This window comes from Streptomyces sp. NPDC047079, assembly GCF_040643755.1.
Taxonomy (GTDB): domain Bacteria; phylum Actinomycetota; class Actinomycetes; order Streptomycetales; family Streptomycetaceae; genus Streptomyces.
In genome coordinates this window covers 122640-142457 of sequence record NZ_JBEYUZ010000006.1, presented here as the reverse complement: position 1 = coordinate 142457, position 19818 = coordinate 122640, and the positions used below count along the sequence as shown (strand labels likewise).

The 19818-nt window shown below is 73.2% G+C and carries 15 protein-coding genes; 12 read left to right on the top strand and 3 right to left on the bottom strand.

Annotated features, from left to right (window positions below):
* Positions 1-87: 87 nt before the first annotated feature.
* Complete coding sequence (locus ABZ823_RS11530) at positions 88-1287, top strand: bifunctional adenosylcobinamide kinase/adenosylcobinamide-phosphate guanylyltransferase (RefSeq protein WP_361657173.1); 1200 nt, start codon at positions 88-90, stop codon at positions 1285-1287.
* An 81-nt stretch (positions 1288-1368) separates the two neighbouring features.
* Here the strand turns inward: ABZ823_RS11530 and ABZ823_RS11525 are convergent, their stop codons facing one another.
* Positions 1369-2283: a class I SAM-dependent methyltransferase gene (locus ABZ823_RS11525; RefSeq protein WP_361657170.1), complete on the bottom strand. Its 915-nt coding sequence runs from the start codon at positions 2281-2283 to the stop codon at positions 1369-1371.
* Positions 2284-2480: 197 nt separating this feature from the next.
* Here ABZ823_RS11525 and cobT point away from each other — a divergent pair, with 197 nt between their 5' ends.
* The 3 genes from cobT to ABZ823_RS11510 all read left to right on the top strand — a co-directional run bounded on the left by cobT (position 2481) and on the right by ABZ823_RS11510 (position 6226).
* Positions 2481-3557, top strand: a complete 1077-nt coding sequence (cobT, locus tag ABZ823_RS11520; protein WP_361657167.1) for a nicotinate-nucleotide--dimethylbenzimidazole phosphoribosyltransferase — start codon at positions 2481-2483, stop codon at positions 3555-3557.
* A gap of 146 nt (positions 3558-3703) precedes the next feature.
* Complete coding sequence (locus tag ABZ823_RS11515; RefSeq protein ID WP_361657164.1) at positions 3704-5497, top strand: phosphatidylglycerol lysyltransferase domain-containing protein; 1794 nt, start codon at positions 3704-3706, stop codon at positions 5495-5497.
* Positions 5498-5524: 27 nt separating this feature from the next.
* Positions 5525-6226, top strand: coding sequence for a hypothetical protein (locus tag ABZ823_RS11510; RefSeq protein WP_361657161.1), 702 nt, complete (start codon positions 5525-5527; stop codon positions 6224-6226).
* Here ABZ823_RS11510 and ABZ823_RS11505 read toward each other — a convergent pair.
* Positions 6166-6927, bottom strand: a complete 762-nt coding sequence (locus tag ABZ823_RS11505; RefSeq protein WP_361657158.1) for a hypothetical protein — start codon at positions 6925-6927, stop codon at positions 6166-6168. The two genes, ABZ823_RS11510 and ABZ823_RS11505, sit on opposite strands and share 61 nt — an antisense overlap.
* A gap of 89 nt (positions 6928-7016) precedes the next feature.
* On the opposite strand from ABZ823_RS11505, the gene ABZ823_RS11500 reads away from it, so the two are divergent.
* The 8 genes from ABZ823_RS11500 to ABZ823_RS11465 all read left to right on the top strand — a co-directional run bounded on the left by ABZ823_RS11500 (position 7017) and on the right by ABZ823_RS11465 (position 18926).
* Entirely contained in the window at positions 7017-7799 is a 783-nt protein-coding gene (locus ABZ823_RS11500; RefSeq protein ID WP_361657155.1) for an adenosylcobinamide-GDP ribazoletransferase, read from the top strand.
* A gap of 414 nt (positions 7800-8213) precedes the next feature.
* Positions 8214-9755: a leucyl aminopeptidase gene (locus ABZ823_RS11495; RefSeq protein ID WP_361657152.1), complete on the top strand. Its 1542-nt coding sequence runs from the start codon at positions 8214-8216 to the stop codon at positions 9753-9755.
* A gap of 386 nt (positions 9756-10141) precedes the next feature.
* A complete protein-coding gene (gene lpdA, locus ABZ823_RS11490) occupies positions 10142-11530 on the top strand; it encodes a dihydrolipoyl dehydrogenase (RefSeq protein ID WP_361657149.1) in 1389 nt (462 codons plus the stop codon).
* A gap of 63 nt (positions 11531-11593) precedes the next feature.
* Positions 11594-13387 carry a 2-oxoglutarate dehydrogenase, E2 component, dihydrolipoamide succinyltransferase gene (gene sucB / locus ABZ823_RS11485; RefSeq protein ID WP_361657146.1) on the top strand — a complete coding sequence of 598 codons (1794 nt, stop codon included), beginning with the start codon at positions 11594-11596 and terminating at the stop codon, positions 13385-13387.
* Positions 13388-13648: 261 nt separating this feature from the next.
* Positions 13649-14272 (top strand): GntR family transcriptional regulator, encoded by a 624-nt coding sequence (locus ABZ823_RS11480; RefSeq protein ID WP_361657143.1) that lies wholly within the window; start codon positions 13649-13651, stop codon positions 14270-14272.
* A gap of 283 nt (positions 14273-14555) precedes the next feature.
* Positions 14556-17258, top strand: coding sequence for a pyruvate dehydrogenase (acetyl-transferring), homodimeric type (gene aceE / locus ABZ823_RS11475; protein WP_361657140.1), 2703 nt, complete (start codon positions 14556-14558; stop codon positions 17256-17258).
* Between the two features lie 82 nt (positions 17259-17340).
* Positions 17341-18315: a WYL domain-containing protein gene (locus ABZ823_RS11470; protein WP_361657137.1), complete on the top strand. Its 975-nt coding sequence runs from the start codon at positions 17341-17343 to the stop codon at positions 18313-18315.
* Between the two features lie 92 nt (positions 18316-18407).
* Positions 18408-18926, top strand: a complete 519-nt coding sequence (locus ABZ823_RS11465; RefSeq protein WP_361657538.1) for a DUF4240 domain-containing protein — start codon at positions 18408-18410, stop codon at positions 18924-18926.
* 126 nt (positions 18927-19052) lie between these two features.
* Here ABZ823_RS11465 and ABZ823_RS11460 read toward each other — a convergent pair whose 3' ends face one another.
* Positions 19053-19745, bottom strand: a complete 693-nt coding sequence (locus ABZ823_RS11460; RefSeq protein WP_361657535.1) for a peptidoglycan recognition protein — start codon at positions 19743-19745, stop codon at positions 19053-19055.
* Positions 19746-19818: the final 73 nt, after the last annotated feature.

The window sequence follows — 19818 nt, the reverse complement described above, 5'->3', positions numbered from 1 at the left end:
CAGAGCACAGGCCGGATCTTGGTCCGGCCGCTGTCCCGAGCCTAGCCGGACGCGCAAGACCTGCGCCGACCCGGGAAAATCGGGTCCGTGGAACTGACTCTGCTCGGCACCGGTGCCCCCGCGGGACTCCCCCGCCCCGACTGTCCCTGCGCGGCCTGCGCGCGTGCGCTCGGCCCCGAGGCGCGCGCGGCGACCGCGCTGCTCGTGGACGGCACGCTGCTGCTGGACCTGACGCCGGGTGCGGCGTTCGCCGCCGCACGCGCCGGGCACTCGCTCGCCGGGGTGCGGCAGGTGCTGCTCACGCACCCGCACGAGGGGCCCCCGGTGGAGGTCCCGGCGGGCCTGCCGCAGCCCGGACGGGTGCCGGACGGGCGGGAGTTGGCGCTGCTGACCGGGCATCGGGTGCGGGCGCTCGCGATGGACGCGCCGGGCACGGGCTACGCGGTGACGGGCCCGGACGGGCTGCGGCTGCTGTATCTGCCGCCGGGCGGGGCGCCCGCGGGGCTCGAGGGGCCGGTGGAGTCGTACGACATGGTGGTCGCCGATGTGGTGGGGCGGCCGGACGCGCTGGCCAAGCTGCGGGCGGTGGGGGCACTCGGGGCGACCACCGACGTCATCGCCGTCCACCTCGACCACGATGTGCCGCCGGGCGCCGAGCTGCGGCGACGGCTCGCGGCGGCGGGGGCGCGGGCGGTGCCCGACGGGACGACGCTGGCCGTGGGCGCGTACGACGAGGTCCCGGACGTGCCACGGCGCACGCTGGTGCTGGGCGGGGCGCGCTCGGGCAAGTCGGTGGAGGCCGAACGGCGTCTGGAGGCGTTCCCGGACGTGCTGTACGTGGCGACGGGCGGGTCGCGGGGCGGGGACGCGGAGTGGGCCGCTCGGGTGGCCGCGCACCGGGAGCGGCGGCCCGGGTCCTGGCGCACCACCGAGACCTGTGACCTCGTACCGCTGCTGAAGGAGGACGGGCCGCCGCTGCTTGTCGACTGTCTGTCGCTGTGGCTGACCGACGCGATGGACGCGGTGGACGCGTGGGACGACGCGGAGTGGGCGGGTGGCGGTGAGCGGGCGCTGCGCGCGCGGGTGGAGGAACTGGCGGCGGCGGTGCGGGGAACCCGCCGGACGGTCGTCGCCGTCTCGAACGAGGTGGGCTCCGGCATCGTCCCGGCCACGGCCTCCGGCCGCCGCTACCGCGACGAACTCGGCCGTCTGAACGCGGCGTTGGCGGCGGAGTGCGAGCATGTGCTGCTGGTGGTGGCCGGGCAGGCGCTGACGCTGCGCGAGTGACGGGGGTCCGGCCCGCGCTGGGCGGGTGGCGGCGGTCGGCCGGTGTACCGGTGTGTGCGGGCGGCGGGGGTCCGGCCCGGGTTATGCGGGTGACAGGGGTCTGCGTGCGATGACCCGGTAGGCGTTCGACAAGCGGATGAGCCGCGGCGGCGTATGGTCCGCCGCTGGGGCCGTGGCCGCGACGATCGCGCAGCCCAGGGCCTCGAGTTCGGCCAGCAGGTTGGCCTGCGGCACGAGGTGGAGGTGGTGTGGCAGGCGGTACGGGACCCACCACGTGCCGAGCAGCCGGCCGGAGGCGCAGCCGGGGTCGGCGGCTTCGACGAGCAGATGGCCGCCGGGGCGCAGCACGGTCAGGGCGGCACGCAGTTCCGCGCGCGGGTCGGGGGTGCGCTCCAGGTGGTGGATCATGCTGACGACGTCGTAACGGGAACGCAGGCGCGTGAGGATCGAGGCGTCGGTGAGGTGTCCGCGGTGGGCCTCCTCGACACGGCCCGCGACCCGCGCCCGGTGGACGCGGCGGGTGGGATCGAGTCCGTCGAAGGACGTGTACGGGTGCGTCTCCTTGGCCGCTTCGCAGAAGTGGCCCTGCCCGGTGCCCACGTCGAGCCAGCTCTCCGGCTCCGCGTGGGGCCCCAGCGCGCGGGCCGCGGCCCGGTGGCGCCGGGCGCTCACGCGGGCGCCGAGGAGGCGCGCGGCGAAACGGTCGCGTCCCCGGCGGCCCTCGGCGACCTCGTGGTCGTGGCGGGCGAGTTCCTCGGCGGTGGGGCGGGGGTTGCGGAAGACGTGGCCGCAGTCCCGGCACTCGTCGACGCCGCACATGCCCGGCCGCGCCGGGTCCGGGGTTCCCAGCCGGGTGCGCGGTCGGCCGCGCAGCCGCGGGGAGCCGCACCACGGGCAGTTTTCGCGGCGTGGCTCAGGCAACCGGCCGGTGTCCGGGGCGGGTTCGCCGGGGCTCTCGGCGAGGCGCGTGGCAGCCGTCCGCGGGGTGCGGCGCATGGGCGGCTCCTGGGGGCGACGGGGTGACGGCTGGGGCAGGGGTCAGGGGGCGACGGCGACAAGGGCGTACGGCCGTGACCGCGGGGTGCGCGACCATACATGCCCAAAAGGTATGTAGGGGACACCGGTCAGGGGTGCAATGACGTGCCGTCGACGTGGCGCCTCGGCTCTTGATCGGGGCCGGTACTGTTCGGCGAATGAGCTCGCTTAATCTCGACGACTTCACCGATCTGATCGAGCGCCCCGACGGCGGGGTGCGCCGCGACGCGGAGGCGCGCAGGGAGCGTCAGAGCGTGCCGCCCGGGGCACTGGGCCGCCTGGACGATCTGGGCGAGTGGCTGGCGGCCGCGCAGTCCGCCGTACCGGTGCGGCCGATCGAGCGACCGCGCGTGGTGCTGTTCGCGGGTGACCACGGCATCGCCGCGCTCGGTGTGTCCGCGCGGCCGGCGGGCACCGCGGACCGGCTGGTGCGGGCGGCGCTGGAGGGCGCGAGCCCGGCGTCGATCCTGGCGCGGCAGCTGGACGTGCCCGTGCGCGTGGTCGACATGGGGCTGGACTGCGATCCGGACGAGCTGCCCGAGGACGTCGTACGCCACCGGGTGCGGCGCGGCAGCGGACGCATCGACGTCGAGGACGCGCTGACGCCCGAAGAGGCGGAGGCGGCGTTCCGGGCGGGGGTCGCGGTCGCGGACGAGGAGGCGGACAGCGGGACCGACCTGGTGGTCCTCGGTGATGTGAGCGTCGGCGGGACCACTCCGGCGGCCGTGCTGATCGCCGCGCTGTGCGGGACGGACGCGTCCGTGGTGACCGGGCGCGGGGGCTTCGCGATCGACGATCTGGCGTGGATGCGCAAGTGCGCGGCCGTACGGGACGCGCTGCGGCGGGCCCGGCCGGTGCTGGGCGACCAGTTGCAGCTGCTCGCCGCGGTCGGCGGGGCAGATCTGGCCGCGATGACGGGCTTTCTGCTCCAGTGCGCCGTGCGCAAGACCCCGGTGATCCTGGACGGGGTGGTGTCGGCGGCGTGTGCGCTGGTCGGGCAGCGGATCGCGTTCCGCGCGCCGGACTGGTGGCTGGCCGGGCAGAACAGCGGGGAGCCCGCGCAGGCCAAGGCGCTGGACCGGATGGCGCTGGAGCCGCTCCTCGACCACGGTATGACCGTCGGCGAGGGGGCCGGGGCGCTGCTGGCGCTGCCGCTGGTGCAGGCCGCCGCCGCGCTGGCGGCGGAGCTTCCGGAGAAGTCCACCGAGGCCGGGGGCGAGGAGTCGGAGGAGTAGGAGGAGCAGCCGGGAACGGCCGGCCGAGGAGCCGGGGCCCGGCGAGCGCCCGGACGCCACGAGCGGCCGGCACCCGCGGCAGCGACCGGATTCCGCCTCCCACCGCTCCCCCGTACACACCCGACCGCCCCATATCATCACCCTTCATGGGAGATGCCCGTTTTACCGCGGAACAGGAGCGCACGGTCCGGCCGGGGAGCGAGGCGCGGCGGCCCGGTCGGGCTCCCCGGCGGGCCGCCGCATGCGCCGTCTGGTACCTGCGCGCCGTCACCTTCATCAACTTCCTCTCCGCCGTATGGGTCTCCCTCGGCCAGGACGTACGGCGGCACAACCAGGAGAACCTCTTCACCCCGTACCTGCTGACCGCGGGTTTCGCCTCCGGCGTCTTCACGATGTTCCTGGCCGTGACCATGCGGCGGCGCAAGCGGGCCGCGTGGATCCTCAACCTCGTGCTCGGCGGGCCGTTCCTGCTGCTGTTCGCCTTCGCCATGACCTTCCCGGAGATCCGGCAGTACGCGCAGAACTGGGTCTCCCTGGTGCTCACCGCGGGATTCGTCGGCGCCCTCCTCGTCGGGCGGCGCGAGTTCTACGCCAAGGGCGACCGCTCCAACCCCCGGCTCGCCGCCGTGGTCGCCCTCGGCGGCCTGCTCGCCTCCTCGCTGCTCGCCGCGCTCCTGGTGACCGTCACCAACGCCGCGCACGACCCGCACCGCTCGACCTTCCTCGACCGGTGGCGCTACGGCACCCTGCGGCTGGTCTCGGTCGCCGCCGACGAGTCGCACCACCCCGGCATCTCCACGCCGAACTGGGTCAACGTCACCATCAACGTGTTCAGCACGCTGCTGGTCCTCGCCGTGCTGTACGCCGCCTTCCGCTCCCGGCGCGCCGTCGACCCTCTCACCGAGGACGACGAGAAGCGGCTGCGGGCGCTGCTCGCCCGGCACGGCGAACGGGACTCCCTCGGGTACTTCGCGCTGCGCCGCGAGAAGAGCGTGATCTGGTCGCCCACCGGCAAGGCCGCGGTCGCCTACCGGGTCGTCGGCGGAGTCTCGCTGGCCTCCGGCGACCCGCTCGGCGACCCCGAGGCGTGGCCCGGTGCCATCGAGCCCTGGCTCGCCGAGGCCCGTGCGCACGGCTGGATCCCGGCCGTGATGGGCGCGAGCGAGGAGGCCGGGACCGTGTACGCGCGGCACGGGATGGACGCGCTCGAACTCGGTGACGAAGCCATCGTGGAGGTCGGCGAGTTCACCCTCGACGGACGGGCCATGCGCGCCGTCCGCCAGGCCTGCAACCGGGTGAGGCGCGCCGGGTACACGGTGCGCATCCGGCGCCACCGGGACATCCCCGCGGACGAGATGGCGTTCCTGCTGCAGAAGGCCGACGACTGGCGGGACGGGGCCACCGAGCGCGGGTTCAGCATGGCGCTCGGACGGCTCGGCGACCCGGAGGACGGGCAGTGCGTGATGCTGGAGTGCGCGGACGCCGAGGGCCGGTTGCGGGCGCTGCTGTCCTTCGTCCCCTGGGGACCGCGCGGGCTGTCGCTCGACCTGATGCGGCGCGACCGCGACTGCGACAACGGCCTCATGGAGTTCATGGTCATCGAACTCCTGCGCCGCGCCCGGGAGATCGAGATCACCCAGGTGTCGCTCAACTTCGCCATGTTCCGGTCCGTCTTCGAACGTGGTGCGCGCCTCGGCGCCGGACCGGTGCTCAGGCTGTGGCGTTCACTGCTCAGCTTCTTCTCGCGCTGGTGGCAGATCGAGTCGCTGTACCGGGCCAACGCGAAGTACCGGCCGATCTGGGAGCCCCGGTTCCTGCTTTTCGAGAAGAGCGCGGACCTGCTGCGCATCGGGGTGGCCTCGGCGCGCGCCGAGGGCTTCCTGGAGGCTCCGGGACTGCCGAAATGGCTGCACCGCAAGCACCTGGAGTCACACAGATGAGGAGCGCCGGACGATGAGGAACGCGGGATGAACCCACTCGCCCGCCTGGTCCGCGCCGAATGGGGACCGTTGTACGTCACCGTGCGCCAGGCCCTCGAGCGGCGGAGTTGGCGGGCGGTGCCGATGACGCTCGCGGCCGTGTGTCTGACGTCGGTCCTCCAGTTCACGCAGAACCGGTCGTGGGGCTTCGGATTCGTGCAGCTCATCGGGTCCGTACGGGCCGAGGAGCCGCTCGGGCGGGCGCTGCTGCGGACCCCGCTCTCCCTCTTCGTACCGGCCCTCGACCTGCCGGTGTGGGGGGCGCTGCTACAGATCCTGTGCGTGTTCGGCATCGCCGAGATCTGCCTGGGCTGGTGGCGCACGCTCGGCATCGCCTACGTCGCCACGCTGGCCGGCACGCTCTACGCGCGCGTGGGGATCGAGCTGGGCCCCCACCATCCACTGGGGCTGCCCGCGTCGGATGCGCAGGTCGTCGACACCGGTCCGTCGGCGGCGGTGATCGGGCTGGCGCTGTATCTGTGCTGGCGGTACCGGGCGTACGTCACGGGCGGCCTGGTGACCGCGGCGATGGCCGGGGAACTCCTGCTGAAGGAGAACCTCGCGGGCAAGGAGCACATCGCCGCGATCGCCGCGGTGCTGGCGCTGTGCGGGGTGTCGGCGCTGCGCCGTCACTGGCGCTGGGGCACCCGGGTGTCCTGCGAGTCGGGCCTGCCGCCGATCCAGTCCTGAAGTCTGCGGCTGCGGGCCGCCCAGCGGCGGTCGTGGTGGTATGCGCGCAGGCCCGCCCTGGCGCGGGCGCGCGGCCGGCGGCGGTAGAACCGTCTGGCCCACAGGGAGCCGGGCCGGGCCAGCCGTACCGCGCCGATCACGGCGATCAGCGGGACGATCACGCCGAACAGCGCGGTACGGGCCTTGCCCTTGCACAGGGCGAGCAGCGAGAAGAGGAAGTTCGCGCCGACGCTCACGATGACGGTGGCGCGGTCGTGCAGTTCTCCCGTGGAGAGGTTGTTGACGCCGAAGGGCGCGAAGCCCCCGAGGACCAGGCCGCCCAGGGCAGCCGTGAGCACGACGGCCTCGACGCTCTTGCGGCCCTCCTCCGTCCAGTAGACGTCGGCGAGATGCAGGATCAGGGCGAACTCGTCCAGGACGAGGCCCGCCCCGACACCGAAGAGGACCGCGCACACACCGGAGCCCGGGCCGTGGCGGCTGGCGAGCGCGCCGAAACCGCCGGCCACGACGAGGAGGACACCGGGGACGACGTGGTGGACGTGCAGACCGCCCGCGCTCACGTTGCCGAACGGGCCCTTGCCCGCACGGATGAGACGGGTGACGACCCGGGTGACCACGAACGTCAGTACGAACGAGCCCAGCGCGAGCAGCAGCGGGAGCTTGCCCGGTTCGACGATGTTGCGGTCCAGCCAGTGGCCCATGCGGCAAGTGTGCCCGCGGCGGGCCCGAACCCGCCTGTTCTCATCCGCCCGACGGAGGCACGGCCGCACCGGTCCCGTACCCTTCGGCCGTGTCCAAGACCCCTTGCCTGCACGGCCTCCGCTTCGCCTTCGGCACCCTCACGGTGCTGCCCGTCACGGTGACCCGCTGGGACCGGCGGGCCGCACGCGGCGGCATGGTGTGCGCGCCGCTCGCAGGTGTGGTGGTCGGAGTCCTCGCCGGACTGCTCGGCTCGGTCCTGCTCCTGCTGGGCGCGGGTGCGCTGACTGCCGCCGTCGCCGGCGCCGCCGCACCGGCCGTGCTGACCCGGGGGCTGCATCTGGACGGGCTCGCCGACACCGCGGACGGGCTGGGCAGCGGGAAGCCCGCCGAGGACGCGCTGCGGATCATGAAGCAGTCGGACATCGGGCCGTTCGGCGTGACCGCCCTGGTGCTGGTGCTGCTCGCCCAAGTGGCGGCCCTCGCGCAGGCGTACGGCGCCTCCTGGACGCGGGGCCTGCTGGCCGCCGTCGTCTCGGCGACCGCCGCGCGGCTCGCCCTCACGCTGGCCGCGCGCGACGGGGTGCCGGCCGCGCGGCCGGAGGGGCTGGGGGCCGCGGTCGCGGGGGTGGTTCCGGTGGGCGGAGCGCTCGTGGTGGGGCTCGCCGTGACGGTGGCGGCGGCGGCCGGGGGCGCGCTGTTCGGCCCCTGGGGCGCCGTCCGCACGGCGGCCTCGGTGGTGGTCGCGGTGGCCGCCGCGGAACTGCTGCTGCGTCACTGCACCCGGAGGCTCGGCGGGGTGACCGGTGATGTCTTCGGCGGCCTCGCGGAAACGGCCGCGACGACCGCGCTCATCGTGCTGTCCCTGGGCTGACCGCCTGGCGTCCCGGCAGGCTCCGCTCGGCCGACCGCGTCCATGCCGTGGCCGCCGCCCCCGTTTCGGCGCGCCCGGCATCGAGGCTCCCGCAGAGCCGCCGCTGCCAGGCCACGCCGGGACGCGGCCGCCAACGGACTTTGCCCGAGGCCCGCTTGCCGTCGGTGCGGTGGCGCACCCGGCGAGCAGCACAAGCAGGACGGGCACGCCCGGCACCCGCGGTCCGGCGGGGCGCCACCGACGGGTGAGCACCCTCGGCAAGGCGAAATGCGCCACCGCGCGTAGGCTCGTGGCGGGTGTTTCCCTGCCCAGGTGAAGACCGAACGATCGGAGCAATCTAGGGTCGGTGCCCGGGCCGGTCGACCCCATCCCGTTCGGCCACCGAAACTCAATTGGAAGCGAGATTTCACCACCGTGACTGCTCTCACTCTCAGCACCGCCGCGGCGGCCGGCCAGCGCGCCGACGCGATCGTGGTCGGTGTCGCGAAGGGCGCCGAGGGCCCGGTCGTCGCACCGGGCGCCGAGGCCGTGGACCAGGCGTACGACGGCAAGCTCGCCGCCGTCCTGGAGACCCTGGGCGCCTCGGGTGCCGAGGGCGAGGTGACGAAGCTGCCCGCACCCTCCGGCTTCAAGGCTCCCGTCGTGGTGGCGGTGGGCCTCGGTGCCGCGCCGGAGAAGGACGAGGCCTACGCCGCCGAGTCGCTGCGCCGGGCCGCCGGCTCGGCGGCCCGCGCGCTCGCCGGCTCCAAGAAGGCCGTCTTCGCGCTGCCGATCACGGACGCCGCCGACGCGGGCGCCATCGGCGAGGGCGCGCTGCTGGGCGCGTACTCCTTCGACACGTACAAGCAGAACGCCGCCACGAACGGCAAGAACGCCAAGAACGGCAAGAACGGCAAGGCCCCGCTCGCCGAGGTCGCCCTGCTCGGCGGCAAGCCCCGCGACAAGGCGTACAAGGCGGCCGTCGAGCGCGCCGTCGCGGTCACCGAGGAACTCAACCGCGCCCGCGACCTGATCAACATGCCGCCGAACGATCTGAACCCGGCGGCCTTCGCGGCCATCGCGCAGACCGCGGCCAAGGACCACGGCCTCAAGGTGCAGGTGCTCGACGAGAAGGCTCTCGCCAAGGGCGGCTACGGCGGCATCCTCGGCGTCGGCGCGGGCTCGGCCTCCGCCCCCCGCCTGGTGAAGCTGTCGTACACGCACCCCAAGGCGAGCAAGCACCTGGCCTTCGTAGGCAAGGGCATCACCTACGACTCGGGCGGCATCTCGCTCAAGCCGGCCGGCCACAACGAGACCATGAAGTGCGACATGAGCGGCGCTGCGGCGGCCTTCGCGGCGGTCGTGGTCGCCGCCCGCCTCGGTCTGGAGGTCAATGTCACCTGCTGGCTCGCCCTGGCCGAGAACATGCCGTCCGGGTCGGCGACCCGCCCCGGCGACGTGCTGCGCATGTACAGCGGCAAGACCGTCGAGGTCCTCAACACGGACGCCGAGGGCCGTCTGGTCCTCGCCGACGCGCTGTGGGCGGCGTCGGAGGAGAACCCGGACGCGATCGTGGACGTCGCGACCCTGACCGGCGCGATGATGCTGGCGCTCGGCAGCCGCACGTTCGGGATCATGGCGAACGACGACGCGTTCCGCGCCGCCATCCACGAGGCCGCCGACGAGGTCGGCGAGGAGTCCTGGCCGATGCCGCTGCCGGAGCACCTGCGCAAGGGCATGGACTCCCCCACGGCGGACATCGCCAACATGGGCGAGCGGATGGGCGGCGGCCTGGTCGCCGGTCTGTTCCTGAAGGAGTTCGTCGGCGAGGGCATCACCTGGGCCCACCTCGACATCGCCGGCCCCGCCTTCAACGAGCAGGCGCCCTACGGGTACACGCCGAAGGGCGGCACGGGCTCGGCGATCCGCACTCTGGTACGGCTCGCGGAGCTGACCGCCGCGGGCGACCTCGGCTGACACACCCCGCGCCCACGAGGCGCACACGGAGGGCGGCCCCGGGTGCCACGGCACCCGGGGCCGCCCTCGTCACGGCACGCCCGGGACCGCCGCCCTCGGCGCGCACCCGGCATCCCTGGTCGCCGCACACCCGGAGTCCTCCCGGCGGGGCAGGCGTTACGCCCTTGACGAAATACGCGCGGGCGGGGACGGCCGCGACCTCCCGACGTGATGCATCAGACGTCCCAGACAGCGGCCCGGCGTCTCCTCGGCCGCCCACAAGTGCAAAGATGGGGTCTCGGCAGGACAGGGCCCCACCGAAGGGCCGAAGCAACGAGCGGCCGGACACCAGCCGCCTGCCGGTCAGCGACGACCGGCGCACGGCGCACATGCATGGAGGACGTGACGTGGCGAACGACGCCAGCACCGTTTTCGACCTAGTGATCCTCGGCGGTGGTAGCGGTGGTTACGCCGCGGCCCTGCGCGGGGCGCAGCTGGGCCTGGACGTCGCCCTGATCGAGAAGGACAAGGTCGGCGGCACCTGCCTGCACCGGGGTTGCATCCCCACCAAGGCCCTGCTGCACGCGGGCGAGATCGCCGACCAGGCCCGCGAGAGCGAGCAGTTCGGTGTCAAGGCCAGCTTCGAGGGCATCGACGTCCCGGCCGTCCACAAGTACAAGGACGAGGTCATCTCGGGCCTGTACAAGGGTCTGCAGGGCCTGATCGCCTCCCGCAAGGTGACCTACATCGAGGGTGAGGGCCGGCTGTCCTCCCCGACCTCCGTCGACGTGAACGGTCAGCGGATCCAGGGCCGCCATGTCCTCCTGGCGACCGGTTCCGTGCCGAAGTCGCTGCCGGGTCTCCAGATCGACGGCAACCGCATCATCTCCTCGGACCACGCGCTGGTCCTGGACCGGGTGCCCCAGTCCGCGATCATCCTCGGCGGCGGCGTCATCGGCGTCGAGTTCGCCTCCGCCTGGAAGTCCTTCGGTGCCGACGTCACGGTTATCGAGGGCCTCAAGCACCTCGTCCCGGTCGAGGACGAGAACTCCTCCAAGCTTCTCGAGCGCGCCTTCCGCAAGCGCGGCATCAAGTTCAACCTGGGCACCTTCTTCCAGAAGGCCGAGTACACCCAGGACGGTGTCAAGGTCACCCTCGCCGACGGCAAGGAGTTCGAGGCCGAGGTCCTCCTCGTCGCCGTCGGCCGCGGCCCGGTCTCCCAGGGTCTGGGTTACGAGGAGGCCGGGGTCGCCATGGACCGCGGCTATGTCCTCGTCGACGAGTACATGCGCACCAACGTCCCGACCATCTCCGCCGTCGGCGACCTGGTCCCGACGCTCCAGCTCGCCCACGTCGGCTTCGCCGAGGGCATCCTGGTCGCGGAGAGGCTGGCCGGCCTGAAGGTCGTGCCGATCGACTACGACGGTGTGCCGCGCGTGACGTACTGCCACCCGGAGGTCGCCTCCGTCGGGATCACCGAGGCCAAGGCCAAGGAGATCTACGGCGCGGACAAGGTCGTCGCTCTCAAGTACAACCTGGCGGGCAACGGCAAGAGCAAGATCCTCAAGACCGCGGGCGAGATCAAGCTCGTCCAGGTCAAGGACGGTGCCGTGGTCGGCGTCCACATGGTCGGCGACCGCATGGGCGAGCAGGTCGGCGAGGCGCAGCTGATCTACAACTGGGAGGCGCTGCCGGCCGAGGTCGCCCAGCTCATCCACGCCCACCCGACGCAGAACGAGGCGCTCGGCGAGGCCCACCTGGCCCTGGCCGGCAAGCCCCTGCACTCCCACGACTGACGCCTTCAGTCTTCGGACGCGACGACACAGACTTCCGTACTTCGTTAAGGAGCAACCGAAACCATGGCGGTTTCCGTAACCCTTCCGGCGCTCGGCGAGAGCGTCACCGAGGGCACTGTCACGCGCTGGCTGAAGGCCGAGGGCGAACGCGTCGAGGCCGACGAGCCGCTGCTCGAGGTGTCGACCGACAAGGTCGACACCGAGATCCCGGCGCCCGCATCCGGCGTGCTGTCCTCCATCAAGGTCGCCGAGGACGAGACGGTGGAGGTCGGCGCCGAGCTGGCCGTCATCGACGACGGCTCGGGCGCCCCCGCCGCCGCTCCGGCCCCCGCGGCCGAGCAGGCTCCGGCCGCCGAGCCCGCCCCCGCCCCGGTCGCCGAGCCCGCCCCGGCTCCGGTCGCCGAGGCCCCGGCGCCTGCCGCCGCCCCTGCCGCTCCGGCCGGTGCCGCCCAGGGCACCGACGTGGTCCTGCCCGCGCTCGGCGAGTCGGTCACCGAGGGCACCGTGACCCGCTGGCTGAAGTCGGTCGGCGACTCCGTCGAGGCCGACGAGCCGCTGCTCGAGGTCTCCACGGACAAGGTCGACACCGAGATCCCGGCGCCCGCCTCCGGCGTGCTGCTGGAGATCGTGGTCGGCGAGGACGAGACCGCAGAGGTCGGCTCCAAGCTCGCCGTCATCGGTCAGCCGGGTACCGCTCCCGCCGCCGCCCCGGCTCCGGCCGCTCCGGCTCCGGCCCCCGCCCCGGCCCCCGCGGCCCCCGCCGCGGCCCCCACGGCCCCGACCGCGCCCGCCGCCCCGGCGCCCGCCGCTCCGGCGGCCCCCGCCGCTGCCGCCCCGGCTCCGGCCCAGCCCGCCGCCCCGGCTCCCGCTCCGGCCGCGGCCGCCCCGGTCGCTCCGGCTCCGGCCGCCGCCCAGCCGACCGACGAGGGCGCCTACGTGACCCCGCTGGTGCGCAAGCTCGCCGCCGAGAACGGCGTCGACCTGTCCACCGTCAAGGGCACCGGCGTCGGCGGCCGCATCCGCAAGCAGGACGTCCTCGCCGCCGCGGAGGCCGCCAAGGCCGCCGCTGCCGCCCCGGCTCCGGCCGCCGCCGCTGCCCCGGCCGCGAGGAAGGCCCCGACCCTCGAGGTCTCCCCGCTGCGCGGCCAGACCGTGAAGATGCCGAGGATCCGCAAGGTCATCGGCGACAACATGGTCAAGGCCCTGCACGAGCAGGCCCAGCTGTCCTCGGTGGTCGAGGTCGACGTGACCCGCCTGATGCGTCTGCGCGCCCAGGCCAAGGACGCGTTCGCGGCCCGCGAGGGTGTCAAGCTCTCCCCGATGCCGTTCTTCGTGAAGGCGGCGGCCCAGGCGCTGAAGGCCCACCCGGTCATCAACGCCAAGATCAACGAGGCCGAGGGCACCATCACCTACTTCGACGCCGAGAACATCGGTATCGCGGTGGACTCCGAGAAGGGCCTGATGACCCCGGTCATCAAGCACGCGGGTGACCTCAACATCGCCGGCATCGCCAAGGCCACCGCCGAGCTGGCGGGCAAGGTCCGGGCCAGCAAGATCACCCCGGACGAGCTGTCCGGCGCGACCTTCACCATCAGCAACACCGGTTCGCGCGGCGCCCTGTTCGACACGATCATCGTGCCGCCGGGTCAGGTCGCGATCCTCGGCATCGGCGCCACGGTCAAGCGCCCGGCCGTCATCGAGACGGAGGAGGGCACGGTCATCGGCGTCCGCGACATGACCTACCTGACCCTCTCCTACGACCACCGTCTGGTGGACGGCGCCGACGCGGCCCGTTACCTGACCGCGGTCAAGGCCATCCTGGAGGCGGGCGAGTTCGAGGTCGAGCTCGGGCTCTGAGTCCCTCGGCCCGTGAGGGCCGGGGAACCCGACGAGGTCGAGCTCGGGCTCCGAGCCGCCGACAGATGACCGACTTCCACGGCGCCCCCGTCCGGGACCTTCCGGGCGGGGGCGCCGCTTTTGTCGGTCGTGGTGGTGTGTAAGCCTCGTCTCACCTGCGGGAAAGCGCCCCCGTGCGCCCTTCCCGCACGGGGATGCCGCCGTATTGTCTAAGGCGTCGAACGCCCCAGGGGCCGATGGGCCCCACTGAAGGAGCCCCTCATGACCGCGCCCGTCGTCCACTCGCTGCGCGAACAGATCCGCGAGCACATCGTGGAGGGGATCGTCAGCGGGCGCTGGAAGCCGGGCGAGCGGATCGTGGAGCGGCGGATCGCCACGGAGCTGGAGGTCAGTCAGACGCCGGTCCGGGAGGCGCTGCGGGAGCTGGAGTCGCTGCGGCTGATCGAGTCGGCGCCCAACAAGGGTGTGCGGGTGCGGAACCTGACGGCCGCCGACCTGGAGGAGAGCTACCCGGTCCGGGCCGGTCTGGAGGCCATCGCGGCCGAGCTGGCGGCGGCGCGGCTGGCGGAGGACTGCTCGGCCCTGGAGCCGCACGTCGCGGCACTCTACGAGGCGGACCGCAGGTCGGACGGCACGGGCCAGGTGCGGCACACGGTGGCGTTCCACCGGGAGTTGGTGCGTGCGGCCGGGAACTCGGTGCTGTTGCACACCTGGGAGGGCCTGGGCATCGAGGTGTTCACGGCCCTGTCGATCCGCTGGCTGGGGACGGTGCAGCAGTCGTACGCGGAGGAGCACGAGGAGCTGGTGGCCGCGTTCCGCAGGCGCGACCCGCGTATCGCGGAGATCGTGAAGGCGCACGTCCTCGGCTGCGCCCCGCGGGCCTAGGAAGGGTGCGTCCGAACACCGGAGCGCTCCCCCGCTCAGACGCATGCGACCTGCGAAAACCCTCCGGGAAAGAGCGACACTCGGTGTCTCTTGCCAAGGCACCGCGTGCCGACTTTCTCGGAATCAAGAGATTTTGCCCCGACGCCTTTGATCGATCATCGATCAAGGGGTTACAGTCGCCGACGGACTTCCACCGAAGTCCACAGCCCTGTCCTGCCAAAGACCTAGGGCACCCCGGCCCTTACCGATGAGGGCACCCCCTTCGACTGAGGAAGGCGGCGACATGACCGACCCCAACGCCATCCAGCCGAGCGAGCTCGACCAGCTCCCGGACCGCGACCCCGAGGAGACCGCCGAATGGCAGGCCTCCCTGGACGCCGTCGCCGAGGCTGCCGGGCCGCACCGTGCCGCGTATCTGATGCGCCGCACGCTGGAGCGCGCCGAGGGCACCGGCATCGCGCTGCCGAAGCTTCTCGAGACCGACTACGTCAACACCATCCCGACCGCCGCCGAGCCGGCCGTCCCCGGTGACGAGGCGATGGAGGCCCGGATCACCGCGTGGAACCGCTGGAACGCGGCCGCCATGGTGACCCGCGGCAGCAAGTACGGCGTCGGCGGGCACATCGCCACCTTCGCCTCCGCGGCCTGGCTCTACGAGACCGGCTTCAACCACTTCTTCAAGGGCAAGGAGGGCGACGGCTCCGGCGACCAGCTGTACATCCAGGGCCACGCCTCCCCCGGCATCTACGCCCGCGCCTTCCTCGACGGCCGCCTGAGCGAGCAGCACCTCGACAACTTCCGCCAGGAGGCCGGCGGCAACGGCCTGCCCTCCTACCCGCACCCGCGCCGCCTGCCCTGGCTGTGGGAGTTCCCCACCGTCTCCATGGGTCTCGGCCCCCTGTCGGCGATCTACCAGGCGCGCTTCAACCGCTACCTCACCAACCGCGGCATCAAGGACGTCTCGGCGTCCCACGTCTGGGCCTTCCTCGGCGACGGCGAGATGGACGAGCCGGAGTCGACGGCCGCCCTCGCACTCGCCGCCCGTGAGGAGCTGGACAACCTCACCTTCGTCATCAACTGCAACCTCCAGCGCCTCGACGGCCCGGTCCGCGCCAACTTCAAGATCGTGCAGGAGCTGGAGGCCCAGTTCCGCGGCGCCGGCTGGAACGTCGTCAAGACCCTGTGGGGCGGCGCCTGGGACGAGCTGTTCGCCCTCGACACCACGGGCGCGCTGGTACGCCGGCTGCGCGAGGTACCGGACGCGCAGGTCCAGACGTACCAGACCCGCGACGCCGCCTACATCCGCGAGGACTTCTTCGGCAAGGACCCGGCGCTCGTCGAGATGGCGAAGCTGCTGAGCGACGACAAGATCCTCGACTGCTTCCACTTCTCGCGCGGCGGTCACGAGCCGCGCAAGGTGTACGCCGCCTACAAGGCCGCCCTGGAGCACAAGGGCGCCCCGACGGTGATCCTGGCCCAGACGGTCAAGGGCCACACCCTCGGCCGGGGCTTCGCATCGAAGAACGCCAACCACCAGATGAAGAAGCTGACGGTGGACGAGTTCAAGGCGATGCGCGACCTGCTGGAGCTGCCGATCCCCGACGCACGGTTCGCCGACGGCGTGGTGCCCTACGGCCACCCGGGTGCCGACTCCCCCGAGGTCCGCTACCTCCAGGAGCGCCGCGCGGCCCTCGGCGGTCCGGCCCCGGCCCGCCGCGTCCACCCGGTCGCCGCGCTGCCCGCCCCCGCCGAGAAGGCCTTCGCCTCCTTCGACAAGGGCTCCGGCTCGCAGAACGTGGCCACCACCATGGCGTTCGTGCGCCTGGTCAAGGACCTGGTCCGCGACAAGGAGACGGGCAGGCGCTGGGTGCCGATCGTCCCGGACGAGGCGCGTACCTTCGGCATGGAGTCGCTCTTCCCGTCCCTCGGCATCTACTCGCCGAAGGGCCAGACGTACGAGCCGGTCGACCGCGACCAGTTGATGTACTACAAGGAGGCCAAGAACGGCCAGATCCTCAACGAGGGGATCACCGAGGCCGGTTCGATGGCCGACTTCATCGCCGCATCGACGTCGTACGCGACGCACGGCGAGGCGATGATCCCGTTCTACATCTTCTACTCGATGTTCGGCTGGCAGCGCACCGCCGACCAGATGTGGCAGCTCGGCGACCAGCTGGGCCGCGGCTTCCTGGTCGGTGCCACGGCCGGCCGTACGACGCTGACGGGCGAGGGTCTCCAGCACGCCGACGGCCACTCCCCCGTGATCGCGGCGACCAACCCGGCCGCGCTGACCTACGACCCGGCCTTCGCGTACGAGATCGCGGTGATCGTGAAGGACGGTCTGCGCCGTATGTACGGCGAGACCGCGCCGGGCGAGGACCCGAACGTCTTCTACTACCTCACCGTCTACAACGAGCCGCTGCCGCAGCCGGCGAAGCCGTCCGGCCTCGGCATCGACGAGGGCATCGTCAAGGGCCTGTACCGCTTCAACACGGCGGAGTCGGCGGGGCTGGCCCCCATGGCCAACGCCCCGCGCATCCAGCTGCTGGGCTCCGGTACGGCGATCCACTGGGCGCTCGAGGCGCAGAAGCTGCTCGCCGAGGAGTGGGGCGTCGCGGCGGACGTGTGGTCGGCGACGTCCTGGGGCGAGCTGCGCCGGGACGCCATGGAGGCGGACGCGGCGCTGCTGCGCGGCGAGGAGCGGGTGCCCTACATCCGGCAGGCGCTCCAGGGCGCCGAGGGCCCGGTCCTCGCGGTGTCCGACTACATGCGCCAGGTCCCGGACCAGATCGCGCAGTGGGTGGAGCAGGACTACTCCTCGCTGGGCGCCGACGGCTTCGGCCTCTCGGACACGCGTGAGGCCGCGCGCCGCCACTTCGGTGTCGACGCCCCGTCGATCGTGGTCGCGGCCCTCGCCCAGCTCGCCCGGCGCGGCGAGGTCAAGGCGACGGCCGTCAAGGAGGCCCGCGAGAAGTACGGCCTGTAAAGGCCCGTGACGCGGTGAAGGTGAAGGGGTACGGCGGCTGCCGTACCCCTTCGCTGTCGGCGGCCGGGGGCATGATGGCCGCATGCGTGCCGCTCGACTGATCAGGATGGTGCTGCTGCTCCAGTCCCGGACCTCGATGACCGCGGCCGAGCTGGCCCGTGAGCTTCAGGTGTCCGAGCGGACCGTCACCCGGGACGCCCAGGCGCTGTCGGAGGCGGGGGTCCCGGTGTACGCGGAGCGTGGGCGGGCCGGGGGCTACCGGCTCGTCGGCGGCTACCGCACCGGGCTGACGGGTCTCGCGCGCGGCGAGGCCGAGGCGCTGTTCCTCAGCGGGGTGCCGGGGGCGCTGCGCGAGATGGGACTCGAGGACGCGGCCTCCGCGGCACGGCTGAAGGTGTCCGCGGCCCTCCTGCCCTCCCTGCGCGACGCCTCCCGTACGGCGGCGCAGCGGTTCCATCTGGACGCGCCCGCCTGGTTCAGGGAGCCGGAGAGCCCGCCGCTGCTGCCCCGGATCGCGGACGCGGTCTGGGACGACCGGCGGGTCACCGCGCGGTACCGGCGCGGTGCGGAGGAGGTGGAGCGGGAGCTGGAACCGTACGGGCTCGTGCTCAAGGCGGGGGTGTGGTACCTGTGCGCGCGGCCGGCCGGGACCGGGGCCTTCCGGGTGTACCGCGTCGACCGTTTCACGGCCGTGGCCGACGGGGCGGAGCGGTTCGCGCGGGAGGAGGAGTTCGATCTGCCCGCCTTCTGGGCGGAGCGGGCCGAGCAGTTCGCGCGGTCCCTGCTGCGCGCCGAGGTCGTCGTGCGGCTGTCCGCGGAGGGCATGCGCAGACTGCCCCAGGCCGTGGATCCCGCGTCGGCCCGCGCGGCGCTGGAGGCCGCGGGCGCCCCGGACGGACAGGGCTGGGTGACGGTGGCCCTGCCGGTGGAGTCCGAGGAGGTCGCGCAGGCGCAACTGACGGCGCTCGGGCCGGAGGCCGAGGTGCTGGCACCGCCGGGACTGCGCGCCCGATTCGCGCGGGACGCTCTGCGGCTCGCCCGGCTGTACGGCCCGTGACGCACATCGGCTCGCCCGCCTGTACCGCCCCCGTGACGTTGCTCCGGACTCCGCGTGCGCTCCATCCCCCGAGGGCCGATGCTGGTCCCGTGATGGACGAGACGGAGTTCTGGGAGCTGGTGGACGCGAGCCGCGAGGCCGCCGGGGGCGACGCCGACGAGCAGGCCGACCAGCTCGTCGAGCGGCTGCTGCGGCTGGACCCGGACACCGTGCTGGACTTCGCCCGCCACTTCGAGTGCCGCTACAACCGCGCCTACCGCTGGGACCTGTGGGGTGCCGCCTGGGTGCTGCTGGGCGGGGCGAGCGACGACGCGTTCGACTTCTTCCGGTGCTGGCTGATCGCTCAGGGGCGGGAGGTCTTCGAGGGTGCCCTGCACGACCCCGACTCGCTCGCCGGCCTCCTGGACGACTTCGACGAGGAGGTCGACGGGGACGGCGAGGAGCTGGGCTACGCCGCGGACGAGGCCTACGAGCAGCTGACCGGGACCGTGGCACCCGACCTGGGCATCCCGCCCGCGGCCTCCGAGCCGGAGGGGACGCCGTTCGACCTGGAGGACGAGTCGCAGCTCGCCGAGCGCTACCCCAGGCTGTGGGAGCGCTTCAAGGGCTGACACCGCCCGCCAGGAGGACCCACGAGCGAGGACTACAGAGACGAGGAGTACGGGGACGAGGACGGACCCCGGCCGGGGCCGCGCCGTGCGCCGCCATGCCCCGTGGGCCCCGTCCCGCCGGGGGGGTCACCGCCTGCCCTGAAGATGCGCCGCCCGGTCCCTGATCGCCGGGAGGAGGGCGCTGAGGGCCGCGCCCGGGCAGCTGGTCGAATAGCCGTCCCGGTGCCCCGCCAGTGCGGGCAGCAGAACGGTGGCGCCCTCCTTGTACCGGCTCTTGCCGTTGCTGGAGACGAGCCGCACCTTGGTGCGCGGGTCGATCTCCGCGAGGCCCAGCTTCCACGCGGCCAGGGCGGCGATCGCGTCGGCCATGGCCCGGGGGACGGGCACGCCCGCCGTGAAGGTGCCGATGGCGGCGATGCCCGCGGTGCGGTGGTTGAAGCCCTGGGTGTGTGCGCCGGTGACGGGACGTTCGATGCCGCCCGCGCGGCCCTCGTAGATCGTGCCGCAGCGGTCGACGAGGAAGTTGTAGCCGATGTCGTCCCAGCGGCGGTAGCCGATCTGGCCCGCGTACAGCGCCCGGATGATCCGGGGGACGTCCGCGCAGCCGTACCGGTTGGGCGAGTCGGTGTGGTGCACGAACACCGCGATGACCTTGTCGTCGTAGCGCGGCGGCGGCCGGCGCCGCGTGCCGTCGCGCGCCCAGGCCCACCGCGGGACGATGCGCGGCCTGGGCGCCTGGTGCAGCACGGCGGAGCGGGCCCCGACCGGGTGCGCGGGGCCGACCGTCACCGTCCGCTCGACGCGGGAGGCGCAGGTCATCAGCGTGAAGGAGGCGGTGAACCCGGGCAGACAGCCGAGCAGCAGCAGGGCGGTCCCGGGAAGCCGCACACAC

Coding starts and splice junctions, on each gene's coding strand:
- ABZ823_RS11525 (WP_361657170.1), bottom strand. CDS start 2,283: ATGCGCCGCACCCCGCGGACGGCTGCCACGCGCCTCGCCGAGAGCCCC.
- cobT (WP_361657167.1), top strand. CDS start 2,481: ATGAGCTCGCTTAATCTCGACGACTTCACCGATCTGATCGAGCGCCCC.
- ABZ823_RS11515 (WP_361657164.1), top strand. CDS start 3,704: ATGGGAGATGCCCGTTTTACCGCGGAACAGGAGCGCACGGTCCGGCCG.
- ABZ823_RS11510 (WP_361657161.1), top strand. CDS start 5,525: ATGAACCCACTCGCCCGCCTGGTCCGCGCCGAATGGGGACCGTTGTAC.
- ABZ823_RS11505 (WP_361657158.1), bottom strand. CDS start 6,927: ATGGGCCACTGGCTGGACCGCAACATCGTCGAACCGGGCAAGCTCCCG.
- sucB (WP_361657146.1), top strand. CDS start 11,594: ATGGCGGTTTCCGTAACCCTTCCGGCGCTCGGCGAGAGCGTCACCGAG.
- ABZ823_RS11480 (WP_361657143.1), top strand. CDS start 13,649: ATGACCGCGCCCGTCGTCCACTCGCTGCGCGAACAGATCCGCGAGCAC.
- aceE (WP_361657140.1), top strand. CDS start 14,556: ATGACCGACCCCAACGCCATCCAGCCGAGCGAGCTCGACCAGCTCCCG.
- ABZ823_RS11470 (WP_361657137.1), top strand. CDS start 17,341: ATGCGTGCCGCTCGACTGATCAGGATGGTGCTGCTGCTCCAGTCCCGG.
- ABZ823_RS11465 (WP_361657538.1), top strand. CDS start 18,408: ATGGACGAGACGGAGTTCTGGGAGCTGGTGGACGCGAGCCGCGAGGCC.
- ABZ823_RS11460 (WP_361657535.1), bottom strand. CDS start 19,745: ATGACCTGCGCCTCCCGCGTCGAGCGGACGGTGACGGTCGGCCCCGCG.